At 46.5% G+C, this 1811-nt stretch carries 2 protein-coding genes; one reads left to right on the top strand and one right to left on the bottom strand.

What is annotated here, in order from left to right; translation table 11 throughout:
* Window positions 1–40 precede the first annotated feature (40 nt).
* Window positions 41–526, bottom strand: coding sequence for a hypothetical protein (locus tag RMO35_RS21525; protein ID WP_309744127.1), 486 nt, complete (start codon window positions 524–526; stop codon window positions 41–43).
* A 426-nt stretch (window positions 527–952) separates the two neighbouring features.
* Between RMO35_RS21525 and glgP the strand changes: the two genes are divergently transcribed.
* A partial coding sequence (glgP, locus tag RMO35_RS21520; protein WP_309744125.1) for an alpha-glucan family phosphorylase occupies window positions 953–1811 on the top strand: 859 nt, incomplete at its 3' end.

Here is a 1811-nt window from a genome sequence, read left to right as displayed (position 1 = left end):
TCTCAAAATAGTAACTAGATTTAAGCTCTAGACTACTAGTTTAGCGATACTCATATTTAACCACCATCGGCTTGACATTCTCAGGTGCGATCGAGCTATTACTGTCGATCGAAATTTCATGGGTAAATGGCTTAGATTTACCAGGGGCGATATCGATATCGATCGGAATAATTGCTTGCTTGATCGAGATATCTTTGGAAATAAACTTCGCCACAATGTAATAGACATAGTGAGTTTTTTCGCTGCGATTATCGATCGTCCCAGTGACAGTCAGCAGCGATTTGTCCGAACTATTTCGAGTGACAGAGATTTCTTTCAACCTTAAGTCTTTGCTGACCTCAACACCAGTTTGAGTCGGAGCCGAATTCTGAGCTAAGACCGGAGCAGATGGGCGAGGAGAACGAGCTAACGCCGATTGAGCTAATGGTAACTTCAGACTGAAACCTCGCGCTGAAGACTGGATATCTAACAAGCCCCAGATCCCACTGACAAACATGATGACAGACAAACATTGACTGGTTTTCATACAGTGTGAGGCGTTCAGAGATGTGTGTCTTAGCATACTAATTATCTTAATCGGTTTAGTTTCACGAGCGGCAAGATTCGCTCAGCTTCCGCATATTGGCTGGAGTCAGATCTATGACAAAAGTCTTAGAACCGATCGTCTCAAAATCCGCAAAATAGGATGACAACTGCGTTCTCTTATTTGTACCCATTTAGACAGACAGAATTACTGTCGCTCGATAGAATTATTAGTAATTGAAATAGAGTCCCTCTATTTCACCAAAAACTCAACTATTTCGCTCGATAACCTACAGCGAGCGCGGCTACGCCAACGAGTCCCTTATCAGCACTCGGTAACTTGTAAAGATATTGTGGAGAAAGTTGTCCTGACCGACCAAGGTGAGTGAAAATAAGAGATTGAGGAAATAATTGCCGAGGAAGTTTATTGATGCAGCCGATTCGTACATTCAACGTTTCTCCTTCCCTACCAGCCTCCCTCGAACCCCTACGGCAGCTTGCCTACAATCTGTATTGGGACTGGAATACGGAAATTAAAGAACTATTTAAAAGACTCGATCGCGACTTGTGGGAAGCCACTCGTCACAATCCAGTCGCCTTACTCGCTAGAGTCAGTCAGTCTCGCCTACAAGAAGTCGCTGCTGATGATGGGTTCCTAGCGCACATGGAACGGGCATTGGGAGAACTCAACGCCTATTTACACGACCGCAGTTGGTACAAGCACAAGCGCGCCGACAAAGTTGGTAAAGAGTGCTTTGCTTACTTCTGTGCGGAATTTGGATTGGTAGACTGTCTGCCGATTTATTCTGGCGGCTTGGGCGTACTTGCTGGAGATCACCTCAAATCTGCTAGCGATTTGGGTTTACCCCTAGTCGCAGTTGGCTTGTTATATCAAAAAGGTTATTTTGCTCAGTACCTCAACGCTGAAGGCTGGCAACAAGAACGTTATCCTGTTAACGATTTTCATAATATCCCCGTCCAGTTAGAGCGCAAACCCGATGGTTCAGAGCTACGGGTAGCAGTAGAATACCCCGGTCGGATGGTGTACGCCCGCGTGTGGCGCGTCCAAGTCGGTGTCGTCCCCCTGTACTTACTCGATACCAATATCGAGCCAAATAGTGCCTACGACCAAGATATTACCGATGCGCTATACGGTGGCGATCTCGATACGCGGATTCACCAGGAAATCATGCTTGGGATCGGTGGCTTCCGCGCGCTCGAAGCGTTAGGACACAAGCCGAGCGTCTATCACATGAACGAAGGACACTCTGGCTTCCTGATTCTCGAAC

This window comes from Chamaesiphon sp. OTE_20_metabat_361 (genome assembly GCF_031364565.1).
Note: the sequence above shows the minus strand (reverse complement) of the source record. Positions and strands in the feature narration are given on the sequence as shown.

What these genes read in the sequence shown, in the direction of transcription:
- RMO35_RS21525 (WP_309744127.1), bottom strand. Translation starts at nt 526, where the DNA reads ATGAAAACCAGTCAATGTTTGTCTGTCATCATGTTTGTCAGTGGGATC.